At 71.8% G+C, this 22,263-nt stretch carries 21 protein-coding genes and 3 tRNA genes; 10 read left to right on the top strand and 14 right to left on the bottom strand.

The window, feature by feature from the left end:
• Nucleotides 1-147: 147 nt before the first annotated feature.
• Both ACWGKT_RS02785 and ACWGKT_RS02780 read right to left on the bottom strand, forming a co-directional pair.
• Nucleotides 148-870: a FadR/GntR family transcriptional regulator gene (locus ACWGKT_RS02785; protein WP_453272187.1), complete on the bottom strand. Its 723-nt coding sequence runs from the start codon at nt 868-870 to the stop codon at nt 148-150.
• A 108-nt stretch (nt 871-978) separates the two neighbouring features.
• Nucleotides 979-1,052: transfer RNA gene (locus ACWGKT_RS02780), tRNA-Lys, on the bottom strand.
• Nucleotides 1,053-1,238: 186 nt separating this feature from the next.
• On the opposite strand from ACWGKT_RS02780, the gene ACWGKT_RS02775 reads away from it, so the two are divergent.
• The 5 genes from ACWGKT_RS02775 to ACWGKT_RS02755 all read left to right on the top strand — a co-directional run bounded on the left by ACWGKT_RS02775 (nt 1,239) and on the right by ACWGKT_RS02755 (nt 7,009).
• The gene (locus ACWGKT_RS02775; protein WP_453272186.1) at nt 1,239-2,612 is read left to right on the top strand and encodes a peptidoglycan-binding protein; all 1,374 of its coding nucleotides are present in this window, start codon (nt 1,239-1,241) and stop codon (nt 2,610-2,612) included.
• A 181-nt stretch (nt 2,613-2,793) separates the two neighbouring features.
• On the top strand, nt 2,794-3,915 hold the full coding sequence (locus ACWGKT_RS02770; RefSeq protein ID WP_453272185.1) for an SPFH domain-containing protein: 1,122 nt from the start codon (nt 2,794-2,796) through the stop codon (nt 3,913-3,915).
• A 120-nt stretch (nt 3,916-4,035) separates the two neighbouring features.
• Entirely contained in the window at nt 4,036-4,641 is a 606-nt protein-coding gene (locus tag ACWGKT_RS02765) for a lytic polysaccharide monooxygenase auxiliary activity family 9 protein (protein WP_235459102.1), read from the top strand.
• A 179-nt stretch (nt 4,642-4,820) separates the two neighbouring features.
• Nucleotides 4,821-5,285, top strand: coding sequence for a DUF3592 domain-containing protein (locus ACWGKT_RS02760; RefSeq protein ID WP_356153125.1), 465 nt, complete (start codon nt 4,821-4,823; stop codon nt 5,283-5,285).
• Between the two features lie 50 nt (nt 5,286-5,335).
• Nucleotides 5,336-7,009 (top strand): long-chain-fatty-acid--CoA ligase, encoded by a 1,674-nt coding sequence (locus ACWGKT_RS02755; protein ID WP_453272184.1) that lies wholly within the window; start codon nt 5,336-5,338, stop codon nt 7,007-7,009.
• A gap of 56 nt (nt 7,010-7,065) precedes the next feature.
• Here the strand turns inward: ACWGKT_RS02755 and ACWGKT_RS02750 are convergent.
• The 6 genes from ACWGKT_RS02750 to ehuB all read right to left on the bottom strand — a co-directional run bounded on the left by ACWGKT_RS02750 (nt 7,066) and on the right by ehuB (nt 11,261).
• A tRNA-Lys gene (locus ACWGKT_RS02750) sits at nt 7,066-7,139 on the bottom strand.
• Nucleotides 7,140-7,229: 90 nt separating this feature from the next.
• Nucleotides 7,230-7,988, bottom strand: a complete 759-nt coding sequence (locus ACWGKT_RS02745; protein WP_453272183.1) for an IclR family transcriptional regulator — start codon at nt 7,986-7,988, stop codon at nt 7,230-7,232.
• A 196-nt stretch (nt 7,989-8,184) separates the two neighbouring features.
• On the bottom strand, nt 8,185-8,982 hold the full coding sequence (gene ehuA / locus ACWGKT_RS02740; protein WP_453272182.1) for an ectoine/hydroxyectoine ABC transporter ATP-binding protein EhuA: 798 nt from the start codon (nt 8,980-8,982) through the stop codon (nt 8,185-8,187).
• The gene (gene ehuD, locus ACWGKT_RS02735) at nt 8,972-9,622 is read right to left on the bottom strand and encodes an ectoine/hydroxyectoine ABC transporter permease subunit EhuD (RefSeq protein ID WP_235459107.1); all 651 of its coding nucleotides are present in this window, start codon (nt 9,620-9,622) and stop codon (nt 8,972-8,974) included. The genes ehuA and ehuD overlap by 11 nt, the downstream gene beginning before the upstream one ends.
• Nucleotides 9,619-10,338, bottom strand: coding sequence for an ectoine/hydroxyectoine ABC transporter permease subunit EhuC (gene ehuC, locus ACWGKT_RS02730; RefSeq protein ID WP_453272181.1), 720 nt, complete (start codon nt 10,336-10,338; stop codon nt 9,619-9,621). Before ehuC ends, ehuD begins: the two co-directional genes overlap by 4 nt.
• Nucleotides 10,335-11,261, bottom strand: a complete 927-nt coding sequence (gene ehuB / locus ACWGKT_RS02725; RefSeq protein WP_453272180.1) for an ectoine/hydroxyectoine ABC transporter substrate-binding protein EhuB — start codon at nt 11,259-11,261, stop codon at nt 10,335-10,337. Before ehuB ends, ehuC begins: the two co-directional genes overlap by 4 nt.
• Before the next feature lie 47 nt (nt 11,262-11,308).
• On the opposite strand from ehuB, the gene ACWGKT_RS02720 reads away from it, so the two are divergent.
• Nucleotides 11,309-11,803 carry a DUF3830 family protein gene (locus ACWGKT_RS02720; protein ID WP_356153139.1) on the top strand — a complete coding sequence of 165 codons (495 nt, stop codon included), beginning with the start codon at nt 11,309-11,311 and terminating at the stop codon, nt 11,801-11,803.
• Here the strand turns inward: ACWGKT_RS02720 and ACWGKT_RS02715 are convergent.
• Nucleotides 11,784-13,172 (bottom strand): amidase, encoded by a 1,389-nt coding sequence (locus ACWGKT_RS02715; RefSeq protein ID WP_453272179.1) that lies wholly within the window; start codon nt 13,170-13,172, stop codon nt 11,784-11,786. The genes ACWGKT_RS02720 and ACWGKT_RS02715 overlap by 20 nt on opposite strands.
• A 15-nt stretch (nt 13,173-13,187) precedes the next feature.
• Entirely contained in the window at nt 13,188-14,153 is a 966-nt protein-coding gene (locus ACWGKT_RS02710; protein WP_453272178.1) for a D-2-hydroxyacid dehydrogenase, read from the bottom strand.
• Nucleotides 14,154-14,380: 227 nt separating this feature from the next.
• Here ACWGKT_RS02710 and ACWGKT_RS02705 point away from each other — a divergent pair, with 227 nt between their 5' ends.
• The 3 genes from ACWGKT_RS02705 to ACWGKT_RS02695 all read left to right on the top strand — a co-directional run bounded on the left by ACWGKT_RS02705 (nt 14,381) and on the right by ACWGKT_RS02695 (nt 17,133).
• A complete protein-coding gene (locus ACWGKT_RS02705) occupies nt 14,381-15,166 on the top strand; it encodes a maleate cis-trans isomerase family protein (RefSeq protein WP_356153148.1) in 786 nt (261 codons plus the stop codon).
• Entirely contained in the window at nt 15,163-15,894 is a 732-nt protein-coding gene (locus ACWGKT_RS02700; protein ID WP_356153151.1) for a maleate cis-trans isomerase family protein, read from the top strand. The genes ACWGKT_RS02705 and ACWGKT_RS02700 overlap by 4 nt, the downstream gene beginning before the upstream one ends.
• A 150-nt stretch (nt 15,895-16,044) precedes the next feature.
• Nucleotides 16,045-17,133: an LLM class flavin-dependent oxidoreductase gene (locus tag ACWGKT_RS02695; RefSeq protein ID WP_453272177.1), complete on the top strand. Its 1,089-nt coding sequence runs from the start codon at nt 16,045-16,047 to the stop codon at nt 17,131-17,133.
• On the opposite strand, the gene ACWGKT_RS02690 is transcribed toward ACWGKT_RS02695, so the two are convergent.
• Nucleotides 17,112-19,001, bottom strand: coding sequence for a putative bifunctional diguanylate cyclase/phosphodiesterase (locus ACWGKT_RS02690; protein ID WP_356153156.1), 1,890 nt, complete (start codon nt 18,999-19,001; stop codon nt 17,112-17,114). The genes ACWGKT_RS02695 and ACWGKT_RS02690 overlap by 22 nt on opposite strands.
• Before the next feature lie 356 nt (nt 19,002-19,357).
• Between ACWGKT_RS02690 and ACWGKT_RS02685 the strand changes: the two genes are divergently transcribed.
• Nucleotides 19,358-20,572: a M6 family metalloprotease domain-containing protein gene (locus tag ACWGKT_RS02685; protein WP_453272314.1), complete on the top strand. Its 1,215-nt coding sequence runs from the start codon at nt 19,358-19,360 to the stop codon at nt 20,570-20,572.
• Between the two features lie 83 nt (nt 20,573-20,655).
• Here the strand turns inward: ACWGKT_RS02685 and ACWGKT_RS02680 are convergent.
• The 3 genes from ACWGKT_RS02680 to ACWGKT_RS02670 form a co-directional block, all read right to left on the bottom strand.
• Nucleotides 20,656-20,729 (bottom strand) — tRNA-Lys (locus ACWGKT_RS02680).
• Nucleotides 20,720-21,280 (bottom strand): bifunctional DNA primase/polymerase, encoded by a 561-nt coding sequence (locus ACWGKT_RS02675; RefSeq protein ID WP_453272176.1) that lies wholly within the window; start codon nt 21,278-21,280, stop codon nt 20,720-20,722. The genes ACWGKT_RS02680 and ACWGKT_RS02675 overlap by 10 nt, the downstream gene beginning before the upstream one ends.
• A 117-nt stretch (nt 21,281-21,397) precedes the next feature.
• Nucleotides 21,398-21,769: a hypothetical protein gene (locus ACWGKT_RS02670; RefSeq protein WP_235460378.1), complete on the bottom strand. Its 372-nt coding sequence runs from the start codon at nt 21,767-21,769 to the stop codon at nt 21,398-21,400.
• Nucleotides 21,770-22,263 lie beyond the last annotated feature (494 nt).

Below are 22,263 nucleotides of genomic sequence, written 5' to 3'. Positions count from 1 at the left end.
CATCGATTCATGAGCGGGCCCCTCACCCCGCACATCCGGCAACCGCTTACTTGCCCCCCCAAGTGCCGCGTATACGCCGCAGCTTGAACAACCAGGGTTCTACGGTGTTCAGCATGATCGCAAGATGCGAAACGCGGTGTTTACCGGTCATACGCGTTCATTGTGACGTGTGTGAGGGTCCTGTGGATCCGCCGTGTCGGTCGTTGACAGGCGGGCACGGATGTTGCCGAAGTGGTCTCTTATGGCCTCCTCCGCACGTATGGAGTCGCCGGACCGGACGGCGTCCAGGATTTCCCGGTGCTGGCGGCAGGTGACCCGCGGATCCTGCGGTACGTCCACCAGATCCCGCTGAACCCGGTGGAAGGCGTCCCAGAACGCCTCCAGCACCTCACTCAGCAACACGTTGTCCAGCCCTCGGTAGAGGGTGGCGTGAAACGCTCGGTCGGTCTCGGCGAGGCCGGCTCCGCGCGCGGCCTCCTGTTCCATACGGACGACGAGCGCTTCCAGTTCAATCAGATCGGCCGCGGGGAGCCGCCCGGCCAGCCGCGAGACCAGCCCGCTCTCCACCGCCTCGCGCAGTTCGAGCAGCTGGAGCAGGGAGTCCTCGCCCCGGTAGTGCCCGGCCACCGTGCGGAAGGCCAGGCCCTCGACCATGGGTGCGAGGGACATGGGGCCGACATAGGTGCCGAAGCCGTGCCGTATCTCCACGATGCCCATCGCCTGGAGCGCCTTCAGCGCCTCCCGTACCGAGTTCCGGCTGGCGCCGAGGAACCCCATCAGTTCGGGCTCGGTCGGCAGCGGGGCCCCGGAGGGCAGCCGCCGGTCGACGATGAGCTTCTTGATCCGCTCTTGAAGGTCTCGGGCTGCCATGGCCAGAGGGTAACCGGCCAATCGGGGGGAGGTCCCCGTTCCGGTCATACGAAAGATGCCCGCCCATGCGGAAGGCCCCCCGCTGTTCGCGAGGGGCCTTCCGGTCGGTGCGCCGCCAGGGACTCGAACCCCGGACCCGCTGATTAAGAGTCAGCTGCTCTAACCAACTGAGCTAGCGGCGCCTGCTGACAACGAGAACTCTACCCGACCCCCAGGAGTGCTCCGGACCACCTCCGGATGGCCGGAGGCCGTATGCGGTACGTCCGTACATCATTCGGATCGTCAGCATGCGCACCGGGATCACAGTTGGGAAACTGATCAACGTGCACAATCGCGGACATTTCCACCCGGAATGTGAGGGGAATCGCATGACGTCGCCGGTATTCGAGGAATTCGATCCCGCGAGCGACTGCGACTGCCCGGGTTGCGTTCACTGGCGGCGGGTGGGCCCGCCGACCCTGCCCGGCCGGTTCGGCGGTCATCCGGCCGCGCGCGGGGCCCTGGTCGTGGCCGCCGCCGCGTCCGCCGCCCTCGGCGCGGGCGGCCCGGCCGTCGCCCTCACCGCTTCCCATGCCCCCCACCGGCCCGGCGATCCCACGGACGGCGAGCCCGACACCCCGCAGGGCACCAAGGCCCCGCTGCACGGTCCGGCCGGCAAGCCGGTCGAGCCCGGCACCCCGGGCAAGGCGCCCACGACCACCCGGACGGAGATCATCAACCGGGCCAAGGTCTGGGTGGCCGCCCAGGTGCCGTACAGCATGGACTCCTACTGGAGCGACGGTTACCGGCAGGACTGCTCGGGCTATGTCTCGATGGCCTGGGCGCTGCAGAGCAACGAATGGACGGGGAGCCTCGACCAGTTCGGGGTGAAGATCAAGAAGGACGACCTCCAGCCGGGCGACATCCTGCTCTTCCACAATCCCGACAACCCCGAGAAGGGCTCCCACGTGGTGATCTTCGGCGGATGGACGGACTACACGCACACCTACTACACGGCCTACGAGCAGACGCCCCCGCACACCCGCCGCCTGGCCACGCCGTACGCCTACTGGAGCAACTCCGCCAAGTACGTCCCCTACCGCTACAAGGGGCTGGCGCCCGACGCGGCGGGCGCGGAAGCGGCCAAGGTGACCACGAAGGAGGGGTATCCGGGAGCGACGTACTTCGGTCCCGGAGCCGACAACAAGTACGTCACCCTGCTCGGCCGGATGCTGGTCGGCCGGGGTGCCCAGAGCTACTACACCCGGGGCCCCGGCTCGCGCTGGTCGGACGCGGACCGGCTGGCGACCCAGGCCTTCCAGCGGGCCCAGGGCTGGACCGGCGCCAACGCGGACGGCCTGCCCGGCCCGGGCACCTGGGAACTGCTGGCGACCGGGAAGGGCAAGGACATCCCTGGCGCGGGCGCGTCCGGAACCACCGGCACCGCACCCGCGGCCGGGACCGACGCAGCGCCGGGGAAGACCGGCACGGCCGCCTCACCCACCGCACCCGCCTCGCACGGTGTGCCCGGCTATCCCGGCCGGAACCTCTTCCGCCCGGGCGCGGACAACCCGTACGTCACCCAGCTGGGCAAGCAGCTCGTCAAGAAGGGCTACGGCCGCTACTACACCACCGGGCCCGGATCGAGCTGGGGCGACTCGGACCGCCGGGCGGTGGAGGCGTTCCAGCGCGACCAGGGCTGGCGGGGCGGCGCGGCGGACGGCTACCCGGGTCCGGAGACCTGGCGCCGGCTCTTCGCGTAGCCGCGCAGCCGCGCAGGCGTGAAGGGGCGCGGCCCCCGGACGGCCGCCGACCGCCCGACTCGCCCTCGCGACTCACTCACCCGGCCGCACTCGCCATGTCGCTCGCCCATTCCTCCACTCATCTCATCGCACACTCACACAAATAGTCATGACGCATCTGGCGCGGAGGCTGGAGGCACGCGTGAGCACGACCACTTCCCAGACGCCCGAGTCGGAGGGACCCGCCGAGGGGCCGCCCCGGCCCGCCCGGCTGATCCAGAACGAGGTGACCACCGAGATCCCCGTCCATCTGTTGTTCCGTGACGACCCCGACCCGTCGCCGGTGCCGCTGAAGCCCGCCGTGGTGGGCCGCAGGCAGGGCACCGGCGAGCAACCGCGCCTCAGGCGCCCGGCCCTGGTGAAGGCGCGGCCGGTGCCGGCGGTCGACCCCGACCTGGCGGAGTCCCCGGCGCGGGTGCTGCCGGGGGCGGCAGGGCTGTTCGCCGGGACCGTCGGGGTGGCCGGCTGCCTGGCCACGTCGTGGTGGGCGGGTGTGCTGCCGCCGCTCGCCGCGCAGGCGCTGCGGCTCCCGGTATGGGTCGGCGCGGGTCTCGGCCCGGCCCAGTGGGCGGCCTATGCGGGAGCCGGGGCGCTCGGCCTGCTCGGCTTCGGCGGGCTGTCCCGGGGTGCGACCGGGCGGGCCGCGGTGCTCGGCGCCTTCGGCCGCTACCGGGGGACGGTGCGCCGCACCGGCCTGCTGTGGGTCAACCCGCTGCTGCGCCGCCGCCGGGTCGACGTACGGCTGCGGCACTGGCGCAGTGAGCCGATGCCCGCGGCCGACGGCAACGGGGTCGCGCTGCGGGTGGTGGTGCTGGTGGTGTGGCGGGTGCGGGACACGGCGCGTGCCGTGCTCGGGGTCGAGGACCACGAGCGGTATCTGCGCGAGTGCGTCGAGGCGGCGCTGGCCCGGGTGCCGGTGGAGATGCCGGGCAGGCCGAACGGCGTCATGGAGGCGGCGGTGGAGGCGCTGGCCCGGCGGGTGGCGGCCGATGCGGCGCCCGTCGGTCTGGAGGTGTTCTCGGTGCAGCCGCTGCGGACGGAGTACGCCCCCGAGGTCGCCTCCGCCATGCACCGCCGCCGGATCGCCGCGCTGGACGCGCAGCAGCGGGCGAGCATGCTCACCTCGGTCGTGGACTCGGTGGAGGACACGGTGACCCGGCTGACCATGCGCGGGCTGGTCGAACTCGACGACTACGAGCGCAAGGTGCTGGTCCGGGACCTGACGGTGGCCTTCTGCGCCGGGCGCACGGAGGCGACGCCTTGAACGCGCCTCGAACGGCCCCCTGATTGGTATGGACACGTTCAACTAACGGCAATAATCTGACACTTGGTCTAGACCTGCACGGCTCACTGAACTTCCCCCACGTTCTCCAGGAGCGGCAGCATGCGCACAAAGACCAAGGTGTCCGCCGCCGTGGTGGGCATGGCCACCGTCGGAGCCTTCGTGCTCTCCACGGGCGGCGCCAGCGGCCACGGCTACACCGATCTCCCCATCAGCAGGCAGAAGCTCTGCCAGAACGGCACGGTGACCAACTGCGGCGACATCCAGTGGGAGCCGCAGAGCGTCGAGGGCCCGAAGGGCTTCCCGGCGGGCGGTCCGGCCGACGGCCAGCTCTGCAACGGCGGCCTGAGCCGGTTCGCCCAGCTCAGCTCGCCGAAGACCCCGTCCGGCGCGGCCTGGCCGACGACCAGGGTGACGGGCGGCCAGAGCTACACCTTCCGCTGGCAGTTCACCGCCATGCACGCCACGACCGACTTCAAGTACTACGTCACCAAGCAGGGTTGGAACCAGAACCACGCCCTGGCCCGCTCGGACCTCAACACGACCCCGTTCCTGACCGTCCCCTACAACGGCCAGCGTCCGCCGGCCACGCTCAGCCACAGCGGCACCCTGCCGTCCGGCCTGAGCGGTCACCACGTCATCCTCGCGGTCTGGACGATCGCCGACACGGGCAACGCGTTCTACGCCTGCTCCGACGTCACGTTCTGACCCCGAACCGGACGAGGTCCGCGTGCGCCGGGGCGCCCTGTTCCCGTTCCGGCGCACGTGGGTCCCGCGGTGACGACTCCGCAACTCTGAGCTTCCCTTGAGTCAGGCCCCGTCGCGGACGGGGTAGGTTCCCGCCACGCCGGTCATTCGCGTCGGCTCACTGACCTCGGGGGAACCTCATGGAAGCGCTGTTCTACGTCATACCCCTCATCATGATCGCCGGTGTGTCCTTCGCCGCCGTCCGGATCATCCGCCGCTCCCGGCAGATCAGCCGGGCGTGGAGCCACGGCCTGACGGCCGAGGCGCGCTGTCTGCGGTCGTACACGACGACCAGTGGCGGCGGTGGCGACTCGTCCGTGAGCACCACGCTGCACCACGTCTACGAGTTCACGACCCGCGAGGGACGCACGGTCCGGTTCGAGGAGTCCAACGGACCGGGGACCGTCATCGAGGGTGACTTCGTCACCGTGCACTACCTGCCCGAACAGCCCGAGCGGGCCACCGCCCACCCGCCGGCCCGCGGCAAGCTCGCCGCCGGCACCGGCTGCATGCTGGTCTTCTTCGGCGTGTTCATCTCCTTCTGCATCGTCTTCATGGTCATGGCCCACGTGATCTTCGCGGAGTCGGACGGTCTGATGCCGTAGCGGGTCGCGGGACTCCACATCTGACGCTCCGTCAACTATCGTGCGCCCCCATGGAGTCCAAGGGGCGCACGGTCGCCGAACTGGTGGCGGCGCGGTGGGGCGACCACCGGCCGGGGCTGTGGTTCGAGGACCGGGCGCTGACCCACCACGAGGTGGCCGCCGGTGCGGCCGCCCGCGCCGCTCTGCTCGTCGACCTGCTGCCACCCGGCGCCGAGCCGCACGTCGGGGTGCTGCTCGACAACACCCCGGAGTTCCCGCTCTGGCTGGGCGCGGCCGCCCTCGCCGGGGCCGCGGTCGCCGGGGTCAACCCCACGCGCCGGGGCCCCGAGCTGGCCCGCGACATCCTGCACGCCGAGTGCCCGCTCCTGATCACGGAGCACGCCCACCTGCCGCTGCTCGACGGGCTCGACCTGCCCGGGGTGCGGATCCTGGTCACGGGCACCGCGGAGTACGACGCCCTCCTCGCCCCGTACGCGGACGCCGAGCCCGACCCCTCCCGCGCCACGCCGGCCGACCGCTTCCTGCTCTACTTCACCTCCGGCTCCACCGGCGCCCCCAAGGCCGCCCTCTGCTCCCAGGGCCGGCTGGCCGCCGCCGGACTCTCCCTCGTCGGCCAGTTCGGTGTCCACCAGGACGACGTGCACTACGTCTGCATGCCGATGTTCCACGGCAACGCGGTGATCGCCAACTGGGCGCCCGCGCTGGTGGCCGGGGCCGGGGTGGCGCTGCGCCGACGGTTCTCGGCGTCCGGGTTCCTGACGGACGTACGCCGATACGGGGCCACGTACTTCACCTATGTCGGCCGGGCGGTCCAGTACGTCCTGGCCACCGAGCCGCGGCCGGACGACCGGGACAACCCGTTGCGGCTCGGCTTCGGCACGGAGGCGGGGACGGTCGACGCGGCGGCTTTCGAACGGCGCTTCGGCGTGCGGCTGGTGGAGGGGTACGGCTCCTCGGAGGGCGGCGCGGCCGTGCAGTGGTCGCCGGGGACGCCGCCCGGTGCGGTGGGGCGGGCGACCCCGGGGCTCGTGGTGCTCGACCCCGGCACCCGCGAGGAGTGCCCGCCGGCCCGCTTCGACCCCGCCGGACGGCTGCTCAACGGGGACGAGGCCATAGGGGAGCTCGTCAACCGCGGGCCGAGCCCCTTCGAGGGGTACTGGCGCAACCCCGGGGCGGAGGCCGAGCGACGCCGCTGGGGCGGCTGGTACTGGACCGGCGACCTCTTCTACCGCGACACCGACGGCTACCTCTACTTCGCGGGCCGCACCGACGACCGCCTCCGCGTCGACGGCGAGAACCTGGCCGCCGCGATGATCGAGAACATCCTCGCCCGGTACGAGGGGGCCGCCGCCGTGGCGGTCTACGCGGTGCCGGACCCGGTCACCGGGGACCAGGTGATGGCCACGATCGCCGGGAGCTTCGACCCCTCGGCCTTCGCGGAGTTCCTGCTCGCCCAGCCCGACCTGGGGACGAAGATGGCACCCCGGTTCGTGCGGGTGGTGGAGCGGATGCCGGTCACGGCCACGAACAAGATCCACCGGGCCGGGCTCAGGAAGGAAGGGGTCCGGTGCGCCGACCCGGTGTGGTGGCGGCCGCCGGGGGAGCGGGCGTACCGCAGACTGACCCCCGAGGACGCCGAAGGGCCCCTCGTTTCCACGAGAGGCCTGTCAGTGGGGGGTGTGGGTGGCGGAGCCCCCACCGCGCGCGGCGCAGCCGCGCAATAACAGAGATGGCGAGCCGAGTCCGCGCTTTTTGCGGACATGGCTCGCCATCGTCATCGTGCGCCGCCAGGGACTCGAACCCCGGACCCGCTGATTAAGAGTCAGCTGCTCTAACCAACTGAGCTAGCGGCGCATGACTCCCGCCGTCCGCTGTCCGCGGTCGGCGACGAAGAAAATACTACCTGGTCCGCGGAGTGCTCGTGACCACCCCGCAGACCAGGCCCTAGATCGCCAGGGAGAGCAGCACCGGGCCCACCTCGCGGTTGAGGGCCTCGGCGGCCTGGCGCAGCCGGTGCGCGTGCTCGACCGGGAGTGAGAGCGCCAGGCAGCCCACGGCGGCGCCGGCGGTGATCGGGACCGCCGCGCACACCGTGCCGATCGCGTACTCCTGGAGGTCCAGGACGGGCACCGTCGCCGGCTGCGACTCCAGGCGGGAGAGCAGCAGCTTGTCGCTGGTGATGGTGCGCGAGGTGAGGCGGGCCATCTTGTGCCGGGAGAGGTGGTCGCGGCGGGCGTCGTGGTCGAGCTGGGTCAGCAGGCTCTTGCCGACCGCCGTGGCGTGGGCGGAGAAGCGGAAGTCCACCCACTCGTTCACCGCCGGCGTCGTCGGGCTGTCGGCGTACTGGGTGACCTTGACCTCGCCGTCCACGTACCGGCTGATGTAGACGGCGGCGCCCACCGAGTCGCGCAGCCGGTCGAGGGTCAGCTGGAGCTTGTCGCGCAGGGCCCGCTCGCGGTCGTGGGCGGAGCCGAGGCGTCGGAGGGTCTCCCCGGTGACGTAGGCGCCGTCGGTGATCTGCTCGACGTACCCCTCGCGGCGCAGCATGCGCAGCAGCGCGGTCAGACGCTCGGGGTCCAGGCCGGTCCCGCGGGCCAGCTCGGTGTCGGTGACGCCGGTGGAGTGTCCTGCCACCGTCTCCAGCACGCGCAGGGCGTCCTGGGCGGAGTGGTACGGGGCGGTCGGCTCGTGCTTCAGCGCCACGGTGGTCCCCCTGCGCTCGCTCTCTGGGCCGCGATCCGGTCAGTCGATCCATACCACGATATCGGGCAAGAGCCCTGTGTGGAGAGGTTGTTGGCGAGATCTTGGCCCTCCCAGCTGCGGCTCAGGCACTCCGGCATATGTCCGAGTCATGACCCGATGCGGGGACCTCCCGTGTTGGCGCGTTCACACCCCGTAGTCACAGCACGGCGCTGAGAAATTCCCGGGTCCGCTCCCGCTCCGGATCGCTGAAGATCTTCTCCGGCGTGCCCGACTCGATGATCCGTCCCGAGTCGAACATCAGCACCTGGTCGGAGATGTCCCGGGCGAAATTCATCTCGTGGGTCACGCAGAGCATGGTGATGTCGGTGCTGCGGGCGATGTCCCGGAGCAGGTCGAGGACGCCCGCGACCAGCTCGGGGTCGAGCGCGGAGGTCACCTCGTCCAGCAGCAGCACCCGGGGCCGCATCGCCAGCGCCCGGGCGATCGCCACCCGCTGCTGCTGGCCGCCGGACAGCTGCGTCGGGCGCATGTCGCGCTTGTCGGCGAGCCCCACCAGGTCGAGCAGCTCGCGGGCGCGCGCCTCGGCCTCGTCCCGGGAGAGGCCGAGGACGGTGACGGGCGCCTCGGTGATGTTCCGCAGCACGGTCATGTTCGGGAACAGGTTGAACTGCTGGAACACCATCCCGATCTTCTTGCGCACCTCCCGGACCTGCTTGTCCGGCGCCGGGAACAGCGGCTGCCCGTCGACGGTGATCGTGCCCTCGTCCGGCGTGGTGAGGGTCATCAGCAGCCGCAGGATCGTGGTCTTGCCGGAGCCGGAGGGGCCGATCAGCGTCACGTGCTTGCCGGACTCGACGGAGAAGTCCAGCCGGTCCAGCACGGTGTTGGTCCCGAAGCGCTTGGTGACGCCCGCCAGGCGGATCAGCTCGCCGTCGGCCGCGGGCGGGCCGGCGAGCGCGTCGGTCTGTTTCGTCGCAGGGGTGTCAGCGGACAAGGCGTCGCTCCAGGGCTCGCAGAAGAAGGGAGGCCAGATAGGAAATGAGGATGAAGGCCACGCCGATCACGGTGAGGGGCTCGGTGAACTGGAAGCGCTGCTGCGAGAACAGCCGCGCCTGCCCGAGCATCTCCAGCACGGTGATCACCATCAGCATCGGCGTGTCCTTGAGCATCGCGATCACGTAGTTGCCGAGAGCGGGGATCACCCGGCGGATCGCCTGCGGCAGGATCACCGCGGTCCAGGTCCGCCGCCACGGCAGGTTCAGCGCCGTGGCGGCCTCCCACTGGCCGACGGGCACCGCCTCGATACCGGCCCGGTAGACCTGCATCGTGTACGTCGAGTAGTGCAGCCCGATCGCGAAGACGCCGGTGGCCAGCGCCGAGAAGGTCAGGCCCCACTCGGGCAGCACGTAGAACAGGAAGAACAGCTGCACCAGCAGCGGGGTGTTGCGCACGAACTCCGTGACCACCCCGACCGGCCAGCGCACCAGCCGGCTCGGCGTCCGCATCAGCAGCGCCCACACCAGACCCAGTCCGAAGGAGAGCAGCGACCCCAGGGCCAGGGCCTGCAGGGTGACCAGCAGCCCGTCCCAGAAGTGCGGCATGAACTCGCGTACGGCACTCCAGTCCCACTTCATGCGACCCGCCCCCCGACTCCGGTCGTCTGCGCCCGCTTCAGCTCACGCGCCGCCGATTCCGTGCCGGCCTCCTTGCCGACCCCTGTCTTCAGCCGCTTCTCCAGCGAGCGCATCAGCCGTGTGAGCGCGAAGGCGATCACGAAGTAGATCAGCAGGACGTAGGCGTAGATCTCCGCGCTCTGCTGCAACGCCAGCCGCACCAGGTTGGCGGTGAAGGTCAGATCGCCCATGCCCGTGATGGACACCAGCGCGGTGCCCTTGAGCAGCTCGATCAGCAGGTTGCAGAAGGACGGGATCATCTCCGGCACCGCCTGCGGCAGCAGGACCAGCCGCAGCCGCTGCCAGGGCGTGAAGCTGAGGGCGATGCCGCCCTCCTGCTGCGCCGGGTCGACCGCGTTCAGCGCGCCGCGCACGATCTCCGCGCCGTACGCGCCGTACGTCAGTCCGAGCGCCAGCGTGCCCGCCCACATCGGCACCAGCTGCCAGCCGAAGGCGACCGGCAGCACGAAGAACACCCAGAAGATCATCACCAGCGCGGAGGTGCCGCGGAACACCTCGGTGTAGAAGCCGGCGAGGAAACGGACGATCCAGCGCCGGTGGGTGCGCGCGATCCCCACGACGAAGGACACCGCCGTCGCCAGCAGCGCGCTGAACACCAGCAGCTGGAGGGTGGTCCAGACGCCTTTCAGTACGAGTTCCCACAGGCCCTGGGTCATCCGCCGCACAGCTCCTTCGCGGTGAGGTCGGTCATCTCGGCCTTCGTGAAGCCGAACGGCCGCAGGATGCGGAACAGCTCCCCGCTCCTCTTGAGCTTGCGCAGCTCGGAGTTGAAGGCGTCCCGCAGCTTCGTCTCGGTCGGCCGGAACGCGAACGCGCCGCCGTCCACGTGCGGCGCGCCGTCGACGATCGGGGCGAAGGGCCGGGTGGCCTCGGCCTTGGCGGACTTCTTCACCACCTCACGGGTGGTCAGGGCCGTACCGGCGAACACGTCGGCGCGCCCGGCCTCCACCGCGTTCAGCCCGGCGACCTGGTCCGGCACGATCAGGATGTCGCTCTCCTTGTAGCCCGCCCCGACCGCGTACTGGATCTCGGCGTATCCGGTCCCGGTGGCGAACTTCGCCTTCTTCGCCACGACGTCCTGGTAGGTGTGCAGGCCCTTCGGATTGCCCTTGCGCACGATGAAGGAGTCCAGCATCTGATAGTCGGGATCGGCGAATATCACCTGCTCGCAACGGTCGGGATTCACGTACATCCCGGCGGCCACGACGTCGAACTGCTGCGAGTTCAGACCGGGGATCAGCGAGCCGAACTCGGTCGGCACCGGCTGCACCCGGTCCACCCCGAGCCGCTTGAACACCACCTTCGCCAGTTCGGGCGCCTCACCGGTGAGATGCCCGTCCGTGTCGATGTACCCGAAGGGGATCTCACCGGCGATCCCGAGCCGTACGACACCCTGTGCGCGCAGCCGGTCGAGCAGATCGCCGCCGTCCTCGCCCGACGCCGCGGCCACGCGCGTGCAGCCGGTGGCACCCAGCGCGCCCACCGCACCCAACGCCGCGACACCCGCGAGCACCGAGCGCCGGCTGTGTCTGTGTTCCGACCGGATCGTGTGCAGTCCGTTCCCAAGTGGTGGAGCCATGGCGGCGCGGCTACCCAGACGGTCCCGTCGTATGCACCCTGGGTTTCATGGCCGATCGATTCGTCACCGTCTCGCTGGAACGGCGCGACACCCACTGCACGGCTCGACTGTTGGACGACCGCGCGCCCCTGACCTGCACGGCGGTGTGGGAGGCCCTGCCGCTCGCGGGAGACGTCTTCCACGCCAAGTACGCGCGCAACGAGATCTACGCCCTCTTCCCACCCTTCGCCTCCACGGAACCCCCACTGGAAAACCCGACCGTCACCCCGATCCCCGGCGACCTCTGCTACTTCTCCTTCGCCGGCACCGAACTGGGCACCAAGGCCTACGGCTACGACCGCGAGGTCCGCCCCGAGACCACCCTCGTCGACCTCGCCCTGTTCTACGAGCGCAACAATCTGCTGCTGAACGGGGACGTTGGCTGGGTGCCCGGGATCGTCTGGGGCCAGGTCGTCGACGGCCTCGACCGAATGGCCGAGGCCTGCAACGACCTGTGGCGCACCGGCGCGGCGGGGGAGACGCTCAGCTTCCGGCGGGCGTGAGGCCCGCCTCGTACAGCGCGTGGGCGGCGCGCAGCACCAGGTCGTCCCGGTGCCGGGCCGCCACGAGCTGCAGGCCGACGGGCAGACCGTCCTCGTCGGCGCCCACGGGCACCGTCGCGGCGGGCTGCTGGGTGAGGTTGAAGGGATAGGTGAACGGCGTCCAGCCCGTCCAGCGCCGGTGCCCCGAGCCCCGGGGCACCTCGGCGCCCGCCTCGAACGCCGTGATCGGCAGGGTCGGGGTCACCAACAGGTCGTACGTGTCGTGGAAGAGCCCCATGCGCCGCCCGAGGTCCATGCGCACGTCCACCGCGGCCAGATAGTCCAGCGCGCTGTACCGGGCCCCCTGCGCGCAGATCTCGCGCAGCCCGGGATCGAGCAGTTCCCGCTGGTGCGGCGCGAACCGCTGGGTGAGCCGGGCCGCCCCGCCGAACCACAGGGTGTGGAACGCCTCCACCGGGTCGGTGAGGTCCGGGTCGGTCTCCTCGACGAACGCACCGAGCCCCGCCAGGCCCTCCACCGCCCGCCGCACCGCCGCCGCGACCGCCGGACGCACCGCCACCTGCCCGCCCAGCGACGGCGAGTACGCCACCCGCAGCCCCCGCACCCCCGCGCCCAGCGCCGCGACGAACGAGCCGGGCGCCGGGCCCAGCGCCGACCAGTCACGGGAGTCGGGCACGCCGATGACGTCGAGCAGCAGCGCCGCGTCCGCCGCGTCCCGGGTCATCGGGCCCACGTGCGACAGCGTGCCGAACGCGCTCGGCGGATACAGCGGCACCCTGCCGTACGTGGGCTTCAGCCCGAAGATCCCGCAGAACGCCGCCGGGATGCGCACACTGCCGCCGCCGTCCGTGCCCAGCGACAGCGGGCCCGCGCCCAGCGCCACGGCGGCCGCGCCGCCCCCGCTGGAGCCGCCCGCCGTGCGGGAGGGGTCGTGCGGGTTGCGGGTGATGCCGGACAGGGGTGAGTCCGTGACGCCCTTCCAGCCGAACTCCGGTGTCGTCGTCTTGCCGAGGAACACGGCGCCGTGCTCGCGCAGCCGGGCGACGGACGGCGCGTCCTCGTCCCAACGGCCGCCCGGATCAACCGTCTTCGAGCCGCGCAGGGTCGGATGGCCGCGCAGCAGCAGGATGTCCTTCACCGTCACCGGCACGCCGTCCAGCAGTCCGGCCGGCTCACCGCGCCGCCACCGCTCCTCGGACTCCCGCGCCCGCGCGAGCGCGTCCCGCTCGGTGAGCCGCACGAACGCGTTCACCTCCGGCTGGATCCGGGCGGCCCGCTCCAGCGCCGCCCGGGTCGCCTCCACGGGACCGAACTCGCCCTTGCGGTAGCCGTCGAGGAGCTGGACGGCGGTCAGTTCGGTGAGCTCCATGCACCCTCCCGGGGGTCAGTGACCGGGCACGTATCCGCGCTGCTTGTCGACCACGTTCACCAGGGGTCTGCCCACCGCCCAGCGCTCGTACAACTCGACGAACTGGGCACCGAGTTCGTCGCGCCAGCCGACGGTGTCCCCGCTCATGTGCGGGGAGACGACCAGACCGGGCAGGCGCCACAACGGGCTGTCGGGAGCGAGGGGTTCGTCGGTGAACACGTCCAGGGCCGCGCCCGCGATCCACCGCCGGGTCAGCGCGTGGGCGAGCGCGTCCTCGACGACCAGCTGCCCGCGCCCGACGTTGATGAAGTACGCCGAGGGCTGCATCACCCCGAAGCGGCGGGCGTCGAACAAGCCGTGCGTGGCCTCGGTCAGCGGCGCTGCCGCGATCACCCAGTCCGCCCGGGCGATCAGCCGGTCCAGGTCCCCGGGGCCGTGGATGCCGGTGCGCGGCACCCGGCCGACGACGGCGGTGGTGACGTCGAGGGCCTTGAGGGTGCGGGCGATCGTCCGGCCGATGGGCCCTGAGCCCACCACGCACGCGCGCGTGCCGGCCAGCCGCCGGGACTCGCGGTGCCGCCAGGTCCGCTCCCGCTGCAGGTCCAGCGTCCGGGGCAGGTCCTTGGCGAACGCGAGGACCAGAGCGGCCACGTACTCGGCGATGGGCCGGTCGAAGACTCCCCGCGCGTTGGTCACCACCGTGTCGGACGCGGCGAGTTCCGGACACATCAGGTGGTCGACGCCCGCGCTCGCGGTGTGCACCCAGCGCGGGCGCGGGCCCCCGCCCGGCCAGGCCTCGCGCACCGCGTGCGAGGTGAAGTCCCACACCAGCAGGACGTCGGCCGCCGGGAGGTGCCCGGCGAGGCCGGCCGCGTCCGTGTGCTCGATCCGGGCGCGGCCGGTGAGGCGGCCGAGGCGGGGCAGCGGGTCGGCGTCCAGGACGAGGACCGTGGGGACGGTGGGGCCGGTCGGGACGGGCATCGGCAAGCCGTTCCTCCGAGTTCCTGCGCGGTTCCCGCGCGTTCCCGCGGCGGGCGGCGCGCCGGGCACCTGCTCGGCGCGGCCGGCGCGGAGACGGGCGGCCGGGTGTCTGACATGCGCGGATTGACCACGCTCGCACCCGAACCTACCTTCGTCAACACGGGCGTATCCACGGATCGTCGCGCTCTCGCCCGTCGTCGTCCCCCAGTGTGAGGCCGGTGCCTGCCATGGACGTCTCCTTTCTCGGCGGTCCCCGTCCCCAGCGCGGTGTCGCGGTGGTCGCGCCCTTCGACTTCGCGCTCGACCGCGAGCTGTGGCGCTGGGTGCCCGACGACGTCTCGCTGCATCTGACCCGGACGCCGTTCGTGCCGGTGGAGGTGAGCCTCGACCTGGCCCGGCTGGTGAGCGAGCACGAGACGCTGGGCGAGGCGGTGCGCGCGCTCATCGCGATAGCGCCGCAGGTCGTCGCCTACGCCTGCACCTCCGGCAGCTTCGTCGGCGGGATCGCCGGCGAGCGGGCCATGTGCGAGGCGATGACCCGGGCGGGCGCCCTGCCCTCCGTGACGACCTCCGGGGCGCTGCTGCAGGCACTGGACGAGCTGCGGGTGCGGCGGGTGGCCCTGGTGACCCCGTACACCGTGTCGGTGACCCGGGCCCTGCAGCGGTACGTGGCCGAGGCGGGCGTCCGGGTGACGGGCTGCGCGTTCATGGGGCTGACCCGGCACATCTGGCAGGTGCCGTACCGGGACGTGGTCGGGATGGCCCGCCGGGCCGTGCGGGACGGCGGCGCCGAGGCCCTGTTCATCTCGTGCACGAACCTCCCCACCTACGACGTGATCCCCCAGCTGGAGGCGGAGCTGCGCATCCCCGTCCTGTCGGCCAACCAGGTCACGATGTGGGCGGCGCTGCGTGTGCTGGGTACCCGAGCGGTGGGGCCGTATCAGGCGCTGTTGGACGAGTCGGCGCGTGCGTGGCCCGTACTGCCCGAAGAACAGCAGGAAGGCTGGACATGACAGGACTCGGATTCCTCTACCCGGGCCACTCCGCCGAGGACGACTATCCGCGCATCGAGCAGCTCCTGGGCAGCGACATCCGGGTGGACGTGGTCCACACCGACATCGGCGAGGACGCGCACCGGGTCGACGCGCTGCGCGAGATGGGCTCGCCCGGGCGGCTGGCGCAGGGAGTGGCGGATCTGCGCCTCGCGGGCGCGGAGGCGGTGGTGTGGGCGTGCACCAGCGGGAGCTTCGTGTACGGCTGGGAGGGCGCCCAGGACCAGGTGCGCGCCCTGGCCCAGGCCGCGGGCATGCCCGCCTCCTCGACGGCGTTCGCCTTCGTGCACGCCGTGCGGGAGATCAAGGCGGAGCGGGTGGCCGTCGGCGCGACGTACCCCGAGGACGTGGCGTCCCTGTTCGCGGACTTCCTGCGGGCCGGGGGCATCGAGGTGACCGGCGTGCGGGCGTCCGGAATCGTGACGGCGGCCGAGGTCGCCACGTGGGGGGAGGAGGAGGTGCTGACGCTGGCCCGGGCCGCCGACGGCCCGGACGCGCAGGCGATCCTGCTCCCCGACACCGCCCTGCACACGGTCGCCCACATCCCCCTGCTGGAGAAGGCCCTCTCCAAGCCCGTGCTCACGGCGAACCAGGTCACGGTGTGGGAGGCGCTGCGGCTGGCGGACCGGCGAGTGAACGCTCCGACCCTGGGCTCCCTGTTCACACGTGAGCCGATCGTGCAGGTCTGACCGGCCGCGGCCCAGGGCCCGGCCCCGCGCCGGCCCCCGTCCCCGGGAATAAACCGGAGACTGCCTCCTGTTACGTCCCCTGTTCATCCGTAGTGCCTCCCGTACGTCCCGGGAGGACAGCGCAAGGGCCGAAAACAGGAGGCACAGACCGTGTCGGCAGACGAGATCCGGGGCACCGCGCACGGCAGCGCCCCCGTACCCCTTTCCGTACTGGATCTGGTGACCGTCGGCGCGGGAAGCACCGCGAGCGACGCGCTGCGCACCGGCGTGGAACTGGCCCGGTTCACCGAGTCGCGGGGCTTCCACCGGTACTGGGTCGCCGAGCACCACTCCATGCCGGGGGTCGCCTCGTCCTCGCCCGCCGTGATCCTGGCGCACCTGGCCGCCCACACCCAGCGGATCCGGCTCGGCTCGGGCGGCGTCATGCTGCCCAACCACGCGCCCCTCGTCATCGCCGAGCAGTTCGGGACGCTGGAGGCCATGGCCCCGGGGCGGATCGACCTCGGCCTGGGCCGCGCGCCGGGCACGGACGGCGCCACCGCGGCCGCGCTGCGGCGGACCGACACGCTGAGCGAGGGCGCCGACGACTTCCCCGAGCAACTCGCCGAGCTCACCCGCTTCCTGGACGACGACTTCCCGGACGGTCACCCCTACCGCCGCATCCACGCGATCCCGGGACCCGTGCAGGGGACCGCCCCCGGTGGCGTCCAGTCCCCGCACCGCCCGCCGATCTGGCTGCTCGGCTCCTCCGGCTTCAGCGCCCGGCTCGCCGCCCTGCTGGGCCTGCCCTTCGCCTTCGCGCACCACTTCTCCGCGCAGAACACCATCCCGGCGCTCGACCTGTACCGGGAGTCCTTCCGCCCCTCCGCCGTCCTCGACGAGCCCTACGCCCTCATCGGCGTCTCCGCCCTCGCCACGGACGAGGAGCCCCAGGCCCGGCGGCAGGTGCGGGCCGCCGCCCTGAACATGGTCCGGCTGCGCACCGGCCGCCCCGGCCTCTTCCCCGACCCGGGCGAGGCGGCGAAGCACGAATTCAGCCCGTACGAGGAGGAGTTCGCGCGGTCCTGGGCCGGCAACATCGTGCACGGCACCGCGGACGAGGTGCGCGCGGGCCTCGACGACCTGCACAAGCGCACAGGCGCCGACGAGTTGATGCTCACCTCGCACGCCCACCGCGGCGAGCTGCGGCTGCGCTCGTACGAACTGATCGCGGACGCCTACGGGTTGCCGACCGCGTAGGCCGGGGTCTCCAGCAGCTCGGAGATACGGTCCGGCGGCACCGGGCGGGAGTACAGCCACCCCTGGCCGGTGTCGCAGCCGATGTGCCGCAGCCGGGTCGCCTGGGCGGAGGTCTCCACGCACTCCGCGGTGACGGTCAGGCCCAGCCGGTGGGCGAGTTGGATCATCGCCTCGACGACCACCTCGTCGGCCGGGTTGGGCCGGTCGCCCGGGTCGTCGTACTGGAAACCGCGGACGAAGGAGCCGTCCAGCTTGAGGACGGAGACGGGCAGGCGGCTCAGATAGGCCAGGTTCGAGTAGCCGGTGCCGAAGTCGTCGATGGCGATGCGCACCCCCATGTCGCTGAGGGCCTGCAGGGCCTGCAGCGGGCGGCCCGCCGAGCCCATCACCGCGGACTCCGTGAGCTCCAGCTGGAGCAGGTGCGGGGCCAGGCCCGTCTCCGCGAGGGTCTCGGCCACGTCCGCCACCAGGTCGGAGTCCCACACCTGGCGGACCGCCACGTTGACGCTCACGAAGATCGGCGGCTCGTCGGGGTGGTCCAGCTGCCAGCGGCGGGCCTGGCGGCAGGCGGTGCCCAGGGCCCAGCGGCCGAGCGGCACGATCGAGCCGTCCTCCTCGGCCAGTCCGATGAACCGATTCGGCGTCAGCGTGCCGAACTGCGGGTGGTGCCAGCGCACCAACGCCTCGACACCGCGCAGCCTGCCGTCCTCCATGCCGACCAACGGCTGGTATTCGAGGGCGAATTCGCCGCGGTCGATGGCGGGCCGGAGTGTGGAGGACAGGGCCTGGCGGGTCATGCGGTGCGCGTTGCGCTCCGGGTCGAACAGGGTCCAGCGGGCCTTTCCGTCGGCCTTCGCCCAGTAGAGCGTGGTGTCGGCGGCCTGCATCAGACCGGTCGCGGTCGTCCCGGCCGCATGGCGCTCGACCACGCCGATCGAGGCCGTCAGGGACAGCCGCTGGCCGGCCAGGTCGAAGGGGGCCTGCAGGGCGCCGAGGGCGGACTCCGCGAGGTCGGCGAGCTGGTCGGTGCCGGTCGAGTCCTCGACGAGCAGGGCGAATTCGTCGCCGCCGAGCCGGGCGACCAGGGGGACGCCGGTTCTGGTGTACCCGGCCTCGTCGGCGACCTGGGTCAGCCGCTCGGCCACGGCCGCCAGCAGGCGGTCGCCGACGCGGTGGCCGAGGGTGTCGTTGACCGCCTTGAAGCCGTCCAGGTCCAGATAGCACAGGCCGATCCGGCCGGTGCCGCTCTGCTCGTAGGACTCCGCCTCCAGCGCGGCCGACAGGCGCTCGAAGAACAGGGTGCGGTTGGGCAGCCGGGTCACCGGGTCGTGCATCTGCAAGTGCCGCAAACGGGCCTGGAGTTCGCGGCGGGCGCTGATGTCGGCGACCGAGAGCAGGATGCCGGGCTCGGCCCCGTCCAGCGGCGCCACCGTGACCTGGACCCACACCGATCGGCCGTCGGGGTGCTTCAGACGGCGCGTGCAGCGCAGTCTCGCCTGCCGGCCGCGCAGCACCTCGCGGTAGGCGTGCCAACTGCGGGCGTCGGAGGCCAGATCCACCAGATCGGCGGCGAGGCGTCCGGTCAGCGCGGCCGGTTCGGTGCCGAGCAGCGCGCCGAACGCGTCGTTGGCGTCCGCGACCAGGCCCTCGCGGTCGACCACGGCCATCGCGAGCGGGGCGGCCGCGAAGGCGGAGTGGTACGCGGCCGTCGACGCGGGCGCGGCCCCGGGCGGGGGCGAGGGCCGGGGCAGGGGGTTGGAGGGATCGGGAAGCGACTCGGCACGAGGAGGCGCACCGAGGTCACTCTCTGTAACGGCTGACCGGTCGAGGTCTGCCGCGGGCGTCGGCCCTTCGGACGTTCCGCTCACCGCTCGCTCCCGCAGTGCACTCGATCTCGGTCCGTGCAGGAAAGTGTGCCGATCATAGAGGCTGGCTCTGGGGCCTTCCAGCCACTGTCCAGTGTCCACGACCGGGCGGCAGTTCTGACAGATCGTTTCTGCCCGCACCTGGACGGGTTCTTGGGGCCTCCGACCGGTTGTGACGTTCCGTGAGTGTTTCGGGGTGTCGCCCACTTGGGCTCATCCGGTACTCCTCACCCTTCCGGTGCAGACAAACAGGGCGTAGTACGGCAAAGTCGCACAGTCTGGGAGCGGTGTCCCGAGTTCCGCACCCGGAGGTTCCCTTGCCGCCCCATCTGCGCAGCGCCGCCGCCGTGTTCACCACGATGTCGGCGCTCGCCACGACCACGATCCTGACGGGCCCCTCGGCCGCCGAGCCGTTCGACACGGCACCGTGCGCCCTGCACCGGACCGAGGCGCACCACTCCGAGGGCGTGGACGTGTGGAACCCGGCGTACACCCGGCCGACCGGCCCGCTCAACGCGGTGATGGTGTTCCTCTCCTTCCCGGACGCAACCCCGCACCTCACCCCCGACGAACTGGCCGCCGATCACTTCCCGGCCACCAGCCGCTTCTTCGAACAGGCCTCCTACGGCAGGTTCACGCTGCGCCCGCACACCCTGGCCCACTGGGTGAGCATGCCGCGGCCCTCGACGGCATACGCCATACGGCGGGACTGGAACCCCGCGCTCCGGGCCGCCTATCTGCGCGACGCCTTCGCCGTGGCCGATCCGGAGGTCGACTTCTCGCGCTACGACGTCGTCTACTTCGTCGCCGACCCGGACGCGCCCGGTGTGGACTCCGACGCGACGAAGGTCGTCAATCTGGACACACCGCAGGAGGTCGACGGCACGGAGGTGAAGCGGGTCGTGACGGTCTTCGAGCGACATCCGCCGGATCGGCTGGTCCTCGCGCACGAGACGGGGCACGTCTTCGACCTGCCGGACCTCTACCACCGCCCGGAGGACGGCAAGGGGGACTGGGACACGTACGTCGGCGACTGGGACCTGATGGGCAGCCAGTTCGGACTGTCCCCGGATCTGTTCGCCTGGCACAAGTGGAAGCTGGGCTGGCTCGACCCCCGTCAGGTGGCCTGCGTACGGGGGACCGGTCCCACGCGGCTGACCCTGGAGCCTCTCTCCGCCGGGCCCGCCACCTCCGTCCCGGGCATCTCCGGCAATGTCGCGTTCGGCCTGGGCTCGGGCACGAAGCTGGCCGTCGTGCGGACCGGGCCGGACAGCGTGCTGGCCTTCGAGGCGCGCGGCTCGACGGGGAACGACGTCGCGGGCTGCCGGCAGGGCGTGCTCGTGTACCGGGTGCGCAGCGAGGTGGCCTCCGGGAACGGGGGGATCGAGGTCGTGGACGCCCATCCGGACACCGAGGCCTGCTGGGAGAACTCGGTGTACCCGCCGCTGGCCGACGCGCCGGTCGCCCTCGGGGAGAGCTTCACGGTGCCGGGCGAGGGCGTGAAGGTGGAGGTGGAGGGGCGCACGATGTCGGGCGCCTGGACGGTGAAGATCACGCCGGGGGCACTGGGCTGAGCGCCCGGTTTCTTGCTGCTCCGGGAACACAACGACGAAGGCGGGCCATGTTCTCTCGAACGTGACCCGCCCTCGTATGCGCGTGCGCCGCCAGGGACTCGAACCCCGGACCCGCTGATTAAGAGTCAGCTGCTCTAACCAACTGAGCTAGCGGCGCCTGCTGACGTCGTAGACCTTAGCATCCTGATCGGTGGGAGGAAAAATCGATATCCGCACGCCCGCGCGGGCCGCCCGCACCGCCGCCCAGAGCAGGATCTCGGGGCCGGGCAGCCAGGGGTGTCGGGTGTCGGGGGCGACCAGCCAGCGGGAGCCGCCGGGGGCGGGGGAGTCGTCGCCGGTGAGGGCGGGGACGGTCACGGCGTCGCCGGTGCCGTGGCACAGGAGCGGCGGAACACCTCCCGTACGGCCCCACTCCTCCCAGGTCAGCAGCGAGGGGAGCCGCTGGGCCGTGCCGGGGGCGGCGAACAGGAGCATGCGGCCCCGGAACACCGCGACCGGACCGGAGCCGGGGCCCTCCTCCCATAACCGGTCCAGCATGCGGCGGCCGAAGAGCGCCGGTGCGTTCACCACGTCGAAGGCGGTGCCGCAGGGCAGGACCACCGGGGCGTCGGGCCGCTCGCACCAGAACGCGAGCGTGCTACGGGGATACGTTCCTGCGGAGGAGAGCCAGGCGGCGCCGTCGGTGGTGACATTCTGTGTGTTGCTCATGGCGCATACATCTACCGCCGGTGAGCGGGCCGTCCCGGAGGGTTGTGCAAATCGGGGACGGGAGGGGGTGGGAGGGAGTATCTTGCCCGCCTGGCATATGCCCCGCGGGTGGGTCGCTCAGAGCGACTCCTCGGGTCCCCGTCCCTCGGGGCCGGACCCGCGCATCAGGTCCCGCCCGAACTCGATCATCTTCTTGGCGTAGTCCTCGGTCCACTCCGCCCGCTCGCCGATGTCGGCGGGCGTCAGCCGGTCGAACCGCCGCGGGTCGGCCAGCTGGGCCGCCGCGATCGCCTGGAACTCCATCGCCCGGTCGGCGGCCGCCCGGAACGCCTGCGTCAGCTCCGTGGCCCGGGTCAGGAGCGCGCGCGGATCGTCGATGGACTCCAGATCGAAGAAGTGCTCAGGGTCGGAGGCCGCTTCCACGGGCTCGAAGATCAGGGGCGCGGGGCGTAGCCGCGGTTCGTTCCGACGCGGCGTGGGCTCCGCCATGTCTGCTCCTCCTCATAGCTGCGTTGGGCACCGCCGTCAGGCCGGGCCACGGTCCATTGTCCCGCGCCCGCACAACCCCACCTCGGTCCACTGAACCTCCGGTGGCCCCCAACCCGACCCGTCCAGACCTGCCCGCCCCGCACACCGACCACACCACCGGACGGCCTTGCGACGGCTTTGCCGGCCGCGGTCAGGGTCGCCAGACCACCCGGTGTTTCGCGAGGTGGGCCAGGACCGCGTGGTTGGCCTCCCAGCCGTCCGGGCTGTGTTCATCGGCCGCCTCCGGCGGCGTGCCGGACTCCGTCCGGTGTGTGGGCGGCGCGGCGGTTGGCGTGCGCCGCCACCAGCCGGTGTTTCGCCGAGCGTGTCAGGACGGCCCCGTCGGCTGCGGTCAGGGTTGCCAGACCACCCGGTGTTCCGCGAGGTGGGCCAGGACCGCGTGGTTGGCCTCCCAGCCGTCCGGGCTGTGTTCATCGGCCGCCTCCGGCGGCGTG

This window comes from Streptomyces sp. NPDC054794, from assembly GCF_053611585.1.
Note: the sequence above shows the minus strand (reverse complement) of the source record. Positions and strands in the feature narration are given on the sequence as shown.